Below are 7,389 nucleotides of genomic sequence, written 5' to 3'. Positions count from 1 at the left end.
TTCTACTTAAATGGATCGAACTCAATTTCGGTGCGAAGCGGCAAAACAATCGAAATTACCGTGGCTTCGGATACCCACGAAAGCGCTTTGTACTGACCAAAGTTACGGAACACTGACTGATACCTACAGCTTGGCGATCGCTCAAGCGATTCGATCGCCAATACCGAGGCGGGTGTCATCATTCCGCAGCGGAGCGCTTTTGAAAGTGCCTCCTTCGCCGTCCACAGAACGAGTAGCAGTTGGGGGCTCGCGTTGTCGCTGCCATCCAAGAATCTCGCTTCTTCGTCTGGGACAGCGCTTAGCAGAGTCTGGTAAAGGGTGTAATCAAACTTTTCAATATCGATCCCCATCGGATGTCCGGCATCGAACGCGATCGCTATGGCTTGTTGGCTATTATGGGAAATGCTAATGTCGTAACCTATCGAACACCGGTGATGGACGATGGGCTGACCAAATATGCCGGGTTCGATCGAAATGGAGCGGTAATCGTCTTCGCCAACCAGGGAGGCGAGGGCGTTCTTGGCGGCAAAACGCCCCAAGAGATAGGAAGTACGCCGTCTCAAAACGGGCAGACCTTCAAAATACGCCAACTCCGAATCTGACAAAATGCTGGATCGCCGCTCCGCCAGCGCTGGATATTCGGATGCAGAGACTGAGCTGAAACGGCAGGGAACCGTACAATCAGACCTTCTCAGAGTCACATTCGTCGCGCTACGTGCCGGAGGGGTTAGGAAGTACGCCATGCTGCCGCCTTGATCAATGCGTTTTGCAGTCCCCTCTCGTTGAGCCCGAATCGGTCAACTACGGGTAAAGCTTCCGACCTCGACAAAGCGCCAACCGAAAGTTTCGCAAAGGCCGCCAGCGTTCCGCTAGGACCGACATCAATATATAGCCTCGGCTTACCTGCCTCGATGTGCTGCAACGCCGTTTCAAAAAACACAGGCTGGCGCATCGCGTCCCAGAATCTCCGGGGACTGCTTAAGTCTTCCTCGACCATTCCGGGTGCGACGCAGGAATGGATCGGGAAGCGACCTTGGGCGGTGAAGGAAAGATTATCAATTTCTTTCAAGACTGACGGCTTTGCCGTGTCGATCAAGGGCGAGTGAAAGGCCTGCATCACGGGCAAACGCTGAAAGAGAACGCCGCTGGCTTTTAAGCGGCCTTGCAACTCGTCCAAAACGTGAGCCGGGCCACTGACAACGAAGCTCCGGCTACAGTTCACGCTGGCTAGATATGTACTGCCAAACCACTCCGGGTGGAGATCCCACAACTGACGAGAATCTAGTACAGCCAGCATTCCGCCACTGGGCGAATGCTTTTCAAGGGCGAAGGATGCCCGAATTAACCTTACGAACAAATCGAATCGGTCTACATTCCCGCTGTAGGCCGCTGCCGTCAACTCACCCAAGCTGTAGCCGAGCAGCTCATCGGGTATTACACCAGAAGATTCGAGTGTTGCCGCGACGGCGTAGTTGAACATATACAAGGCTGGATTTGTATACCTCGTTTTTACAAATACGTCGGATTCAGGCTCGCTAGAAGAACAAATCTTATCTGAAAGATGAACACCTAGCAACGGGAATGCCACTTCGGAAAACTCGTCCATGCACCGACGGAAAACAAGATTTCGATCGTAAAGCTCGCGCCCCATCCCCGCATACTGAGAGCCCTGCCCAGAAAACATGAACACAATCCGTGCATTCATTTTGTCGGCCCCCCCTGAACTACGCCCGGGGCGATCTTGTTCAGTAACCGCGTGAGCGTCGTACCCGGTCCGAGTTCGTGGAAATCGCAAGCCCCCTGTCCTAGTAGGTAGCTCATGCTATCCATCCAGCGCACGGGGCTCGAAACTTGACTCGTGAGGGTCGTAATCAAGTCTGTGGAAGTGTAAGGACGGGCCAGAAAATTGGATATCACGGGAAAACGGGGAGCATTGAAGCGCATGGTCCTGATGAAAGCTCCAAACTCGTCGCCAGCTTCGCGCATATAGCGCGAATGAAACGCCCCTCCAACGCCCAAGACCACGTATCTCGATTCAGGGACTTCCGCAAACACAGCCGCAACATCTTCGATATCCCGCTTGGGCCCAGAAATGACGACCTGATTGGGGGAATTGTAGTTGGCGATGTCGAGTGTATCGAAAGCGAAATCGTCAAGAATTTTGCGGATACGTTCCGCATCGCAGCCGATTACCGCCGCCATTCCGCCGCCATTCTGACTACTCATCAACTCGCCACGCTTCTTGACAAGTTTAAGTCCGGTGGCGAAGTCAAAAACACCGGCTGCGAACAACGCATTATATTCGCCCAAGGAATGCCCGCACGCCGCATCGGGGAGACGACCCGTGTCGCCAAACTTAGCCTGCCAAGATAGGGCGTTGACGACGAATAGGGCGACTTGGGTGAATTGTGTCTTGATGAGATCGCCCCCGGGATCGTCGAGGCAAAGTTTCTCGACGGAGAAACCGAGAATTTCGTGCGACTGCTGAAGCAGGTGCGGGTATCGTGGAAACAACTCGCTGCCCATGCCGCGAAACTGAGAACCTTGCCCTGGAAACAACGCAACAGACCGAATCATAAATTTTTCTTACAATTCAGTTGGTTAGGAGATTAAATTCTTGGGAACGGAACTGATTCCGGCTGCGACAACGCTGGGGAATGGAAGTTCCTCCTCCATTAAGTCAAAGAAATGTGCGATTGACTGACGGGATATTGACTCCTCGCAGAATCCAGTCGCGAAAGTCAGGGTGTTTTTGTATGTCGAAGCTGTGACCATGAAAGTAGGTGCAAAGGCGACCGGACCTACACCATAAACATTTAGAACGTTATGACCAGGAATCTCCACATTTGCATTTCCACCATCGGAAAAGACCGGAATGCTGACACCGGACAAGGAAGCTTCCGCAAAGAATTTATTGAACAGCTTTTGTAAGTAAGAGAACGGTGCGAGAAAAAGCATTTCCATCGCCAGCCCTTGGAAAACTCCTGGAACGCTTTTTTTTTGTTTGAGCATTTCTGACTTCAACTGAGCTAAGGTCTGCTCAAATGAGTCCTCTGCTTGGAAAATAACATCCAGAACCAGTGGTACAGAGAGATTGCAGATACCCGGAGTCCCCTCACGCCGCAGATAATGCCGCAGGTCAAAGGTATTGATCAGGGGCAGGGAAGTATTTAGCTCTGCATGAGTGAAACGGCGCAACGCTCGCGCATACCCAGTTAGCATCACCTGATTCAGTGAAGTACCGTTCTCTGTCGCGTACCGGGACAAAGCTGAGAACTTTTCCTGGTCAAAGGTTCGAGTTACATACGTCATCCCGCCGCTTGTCGGGCTGTTGAAAGGAATCCGCCACTGTCCCTTCTTGACGAAATCTTTTTTACCTTTCTGAAAGAGCCGGACTTTTTGTTTGAAGGGCAGTCGAAGAAAAATTTGCCAACTGCTGCGATTAGGGACTGTTTTAGGGGGCTGGTAAACGGTATCCTCTCGCAGTTTTCCATATGTCTCTGCCAGCTTGTACATAAAATAGCGTAGACCGCTTACGTCAGACACCACATGGGACATCTTGACGCATAATGTATCATTTGCCCCATCAGGATCTTGGGAGCGAAAGATTCTGGTTTGGGTAAGACTATCAGTCTTAGGATCGAGTGGAGCAGACATAAAGTCATCTAGCTCTTGCTTAAAATTGACCGCCTGAATTAGCCCAAATCGCTCCTGATGGTCTGATTTGGCTTGCTCCCACTTAGGAGATAGTAAGCCATCAACCCACTGGCATTTTAAAATTGGTTCTGATTCGAGTACCAGGTCCACGCTTTTAGAAAGTAGCGTTTCATCAAGACAGTCTTCTAGCGAGAAAACGCATTGAACCACGGCGTTGCAAGTGCCGAGGTTAATGAAATGCATACGATCTTGAGCAGACGCGGCAAAACTTAAAGGTAAAGACATGGATAGCGTTCCCCTTTTTCTATTCGCCTTCTACTTATTATTGCCTGCTGACGGTGGTGCCGCGCTACTTGCTCTCGAATGCACTTCCACCCTTGACTACAGCAAGCGTGATGTTCTTGCCGAGTTCCTTGAGCCAGTCAGGCCCTGCCTTCTCGTTCAATGCTTTAAATTCATTCGCCGCCTGGATTTGGGAATCCACTACCTGTTCAAGGATACTCTTGGCTTTCGTCGTCGCTGTTTCCATAGTGATGGCTGTGGGGGCTGTGGGGGCTGTGACACCCTTTTTTTTGTAAACCACGACCGACATCGGTTCGCCCATGGAGTTGGTCTCGAACGTGATAATTCGCTTAATTTCCTTGCTGACTTGTAGAGGTGTGCGCATGAGTTTTGTAGCGTCCTTAACGGGTTTTACGAAAGATGTTCACATAATAAATTATGTGGCTAGCCAAAGCAAGAGGTCAGGACTTACGCAATACCTCTCGGTTAAAGAAATTGGCCCGACCGATCGCTAACGAGGAAAGCAAGTATTTCAGGAGATTGAATCCTTCAATCCCGTAATAAGTTCCATTACATATCCCAAGTGAGGTGCTTGGAGCATTTCCAGAGGTCTGGCGATCGCCAGATCCCGTAGCTCAGGCATTCGACGGATATTCTGCAACTGTCCTCGGAGCAACTCACGCTGACTCTTGCTAGAGCTATAAAATAGGATTTTGCTCGCTCGTTTTCCGCCTTTTGCGGAGTATACTGCTCCCTGTCCACCCTCGCCCAATTTTCGCTAATCCGTTTGCCTTCAAGATTCATAAAAAGAATAGCCGAATGCGTGAAACGAGCGCGACTTTAGTCTTGAGAGGAAAGCGACTCGGCGGTTTGAACCGCCTTCAATCTTTCCGTCAGTTTAACGCATGATGAGGATCTTCAATGTATTTTCGGATTACCTCACTGCTGACGTTGCCGGCCGTACTCACAAAATAACTGCTAGTCCACAAGCTACAATACTTCGGACAGTTTTAGGCATAATCGAATATCTGAAACCCATAGGGGATATAGTGTGGACTATTTTTTCAAAGTTTAAGTTTAGCCTTAAGTTTCTGTAGTTTAGACTAAAAAATGAGTGCATCTAAAAGTGGCTGCCTTTGAATATCCGGGAAGCTGTTGCTCAAAAACTCAATAAGGAAGAGATTAAACAACTAATTTTGAAGACTTTTTGCGCCCTTGAAATCCGTTTTTTCACAGTGGGATAACACGGTGCTTTAGTACGTAGGGCTTGCTGAATAAGCCTAAAACCCTTACAGCAAAAGACTTTGGCTCGTTTAGGCGCTGATCGTGTGTAAGACTCTGAGCTAAAATGAGTCAAAATCCCAGCACACCATCACTTTCGTAATGTACCGAAAAGTTGACTAGGGCCCCAAAAGAGCCATCCAACTTTGACCTCCCCTTCGAGGGGCAATTGTCAGATGATAATCGTTGGGTAATCATGGCAAAACTAATTCCCTGGTCAGAATTTGAAGTAGAATATGCTCAAAATCTTTCCGTAGATATGGGAGCTCCAGCTAAATCTTTTCGGATGGCATCATCGAGCATTAATAATTAAAGAAAGGTTAGGAACCAGCGATAAAGAAACACTCGAACAAATCAGAGAAAACCCATACCTAAAATACTTTATAGGCATGACCACCTATAGTAGTCAAGCACCATTCGACTCATTGATATTCGTTCATTTTAGGCAGAGAATAGGTGTGAACCTGGTCAATAAAATCAACGAAAAAATGGTCAAAGAGCAGACCGAAGTACCAGGTGAAGTAGTCGAAAAAAAGTCATCAGAAATAAATGAGCCTAAAAATCAAGGAAAATTAATATTAGATGCAACGGTAGCGCCAGCCGACATTAAATATCCGACAGACTTAGGACTATTAAATCAAGCCAGAGAACATACCGAAAAAATTATAGACGCTCTACATACTCAAATCCAGTCACCAGCAAAAAAAAACCAAGAACGTATAGAAACACAGCCAGAAAAGAATATTTAACAGTAGCGAAAAACCGGAAGCCCTCACGAAAAACACGAAAAAAAGCCATCAAGAAACAACTCCAATATATCAAAAGAAATTTCGGTCACATCGATGGCATGGGAGAGCTACAGTCGGGTGCATCTCACTTTGGCAAATACATCAAATTGAAAGTTGACCGTTGAGGTAAGCACAGCGAAGAGAAAGGATAGAGGGAACACTCTCAATATTCCATTGCGCTCCTGATATTTTGACCCTGAATCCAATTCGTTTAATAATTGATTCAACTGTTCCAGAACCAATCGAACTTATGGATTCTTCTTTATAGTATTGGTAGTTGACTATTCGGCAGCGATGGGTCTCTAAATAATTACAAAATGTTTTAAATTCTTTTTTCCTCATCTCTTTAAATAGATTTATAACTTCATCTATTTTGCCTTGCCACAACATATTTTCTGCTAATTTTAAACCCACATTCCGCAGATATTCAGACAAATTTAATCATTTTAAATTTGGAGGCATGAAACCCTGAAATAAATACCTAGCAAAAATTTCAAATTTTGCTAAGATTAGATAATAGAGTCAGCAACCTAGGTGTAAAAAATCATGAATCAGCCCCCACTCGAAATTCAAACCCTAGATATAGATCATTTAGGAATAATAGCCGGAATTATCGATGAAATGGAACTGGTAGAAATAGTGAATCAACAAGTGGGCATCAAAGAAAAAGAGATGTTAACTCCTGGACAAATAATGAAAGCCATGATTTTGAATGGATTAGGGTTTTTAAGCGCCCCTTTATACTTATTTGAGCAGTTTTTTATCGGCAAAGCAACAGAACATCTGATTGGGGAAGGAGTATTACCATCACATTTAAATGATGACCGACTAGCGAGAGCATTAGACAAATATCATGCAGTAGGCACAACAGAACTATTTACAGCAATCGCCCTAAAAGCTGCCGAAAAATTTCAAGTAAAAATGTGGGGCATACATTTGGATGGAACTTCAATGTATGTACATGGAGAGTACACAAAAGCGTCAGAAAAAGAAGTGGATTCAGTCAAGATAGAGCCCTTCGAGAAAATTCAAGAATCTGAGCCTGAATCAGACATGAAAGCCATAGAGCTCAAACATGGATATTCGAGGGATCATCGACCAGACCTCAAGCAATTTATAATTGACATGATTTGTACAGGAGACGGAGACGTACCATTATATCTGAAAATAGACTCGGGAAATATCGATGACAAAAGTGTGTTTGTAGAGCGATTAAAAGAATTCAAAAAATCCTGGACATTTGAAGGAATAAATGTAGCAGATAGTGCCTTATATACCAAAGATAATATCATCGCGATGAGAGGAATGAAATGGATAACTAGAGTTCCTTTAAGTATAAAATCAGCTCAGGAAAAAATCTTAAATATCGAAGACGACCAAT

The 7,389-nt window shown here is 46.1% G+C and carries 6 protein-coding genes and 3 pseudogenes; 2 read left to right on the top strand and 7 right to left on the bottom strand.

Annotated elements, in window-relative coordinates; translation table 11 throughout:
• Nucleotides 1–2: 2 nt before the first annotated feature.
• From QUB70_RS07435 to QUB70_RS07410, 6 genes and pseudogenes are all read right to left on the bottom strand, one after another.
• Nucleotides 3–743 (bottom strand): 4'-phosphopantetheinyl transferase family protein, encoded by a 741-nt coding sequence (locus QUB70_RS07435; RefSeq protein ID WP_332979346.1) that lies wholly within the window; start codon nucleotides 741–743, stop codon nucleotides 3–5.
• The gene (locus QUB70_RS07430; RefSeq protein ID WP_332979345.1) at nucleotides 728–1,705 is read right to left on the bottom strand and encodes an acyltransferase domain-containing protein; all 978 of its coding nucleotides are present in this window, start codon (nucleotides 1,703–1,705) and stop codon (nucleotides 728–730) included. Before QUB70_RS07430 ends, QUB70_RS07435 begins: the two co-directional genes overlap by 16 nt.
• Nucleotides 1,702–2,577 carry an ACP S-malonyltransferase gene (gene fabD / locus QUB70_RS07425; RefSeq protein ID WP_332979344.1) on the bottom strand — a complete coding sequence of 292 codons (876 nt, stop codon included), beginning with the start codon at nucleotides 2,575–2,577 and terminating at the stop codon, nucleotides 1,702–1,704. The genes QUB70_RS07430 and fabD overlap by 4 nt, the downstream gene beginning before the upstream one ends.
• A gap of 24 nt (nucleotides 2,578–2,601) precedes the next feature.
• The gene (locus QUB70_RS07420; protein ID WP_332979342.1) at nucleotides 2,602–3,942 is read right to left on the bottom strand and encodes a condensation domain-containing protein; all 1,341 of its coding nucleotides are present in this window, start codon (nucleotides 3,940–3,942) and stop codon (nucleotides 2,602–2,604) included.
• 64 nt (nucleotides 3,943–4,006) lie between these two features.
• Nucleotides 4,007–4,324 carry a hypothetical protein gene (locus QUB70_RS07415; RefSeq protein WP_332979340.1) on the bottom strand — a complete coding sequence of 106 codons (318 nt, stop codon included), beginning with the start codon at nucleotides 4,322–4,324 and terminating at the stop codon, nucleotides 4,007–4,009.
• Nucleotides 4,325–4,832: 508 nt separating this feature from the next.
• Nucleotides 4,833–4,940: pseudogene (locus QUB70_RS07410) on the bottom strand (transposase); the annotation flags it as partial.
• A gap of 382 nt (nucleotides 4,941–5,322) precedes the next feature.
• Between QUB70_RS07410 and QUB70_RS07405 the strand changes: the two are divergent.
• A pseudogene (locus QUB70_RS07405) lies at nucleotides 5,323–6,094 on the top strand (transposase); the annotation flags it as partial.
• Between the two features lie 16 nt (nucleotides 6,095–6,110).
• On the opposite strand, the pseudogene QUB70_RS07400 reads toward QUB70_RS07405, so the two are convergent.
• Nucleotides 6,111–6,446: pseudogene (locus QUB70_RS07400) on the bottom strand (ISKra4 family transposase); the annotation flags it as partial.
• Nucleotides 6,447–6,554: 108 nt separating this feature from the next.
• Here QUB70_RS07400 and QUB70_RS07395 point away from each other — a divergent pair.
• Nucleotides 6,555–7,389: IS1634 family transposase (locus QUB70_RS07395; RefSeq protein ID WP_332979338.1), on the top strand; the 835-nt coding region annotated here is incomplete at its 3' end.

This window comes from Microcoleus sp. A003_D6 (assembly GCF_036702825.1).
Taxonomy (GTDB): domain Bacteria; phylum Cyanobacteriota; class Cyanobacteriia; order Cyanobacteriales; family Microcoleaceae; genus Microcoleus.
Note: the sequence above shows the minus strand (reverse complement) of the source record. Positions and strands in the feature narration are given on the sequence as shown.

Excerpts from the sequence above, each read along its gene's own strand:
- QUB70_RS07435 (WP_332979346.1), bottom strand. The coding sequence starts at position 743 with ATGGCGTACTTCCTAACCCCTCCGGCACGTAGCGCGACGAATGTGACT.
- QUB70_RS07430 (WP_332979345.1), bottom strand. The coding sequence starts at position 1,705 with ATGAATGCACGGATTGTGTTCATGTTTTCTGGGCAGGGCTCTCAGTAT.
- fabD (WP_332979344.1), bottom strand. The coding sequence starts at position 2,577 with ATGATTCGGTCTGTTGCGTTGTTTCCAGGGCAAGGTTCTCAGTTTCGC.
- QUB70_RS07420 (WP_332979342.1), bottom strand. The coding sequence starts at position 3,942 with ATGTCTTTACCTTTAAGTTTTGCCGCGTCTGCTCAAGATCGTATGCAT.
- QUB70_RS07415 (WP_332979340.1), bottom strand. The coding sequence starts at position 4,324 with ATGCGCACACCTCTACAAGTCAGCAAGGAAATTAAGCGAATTATCACG.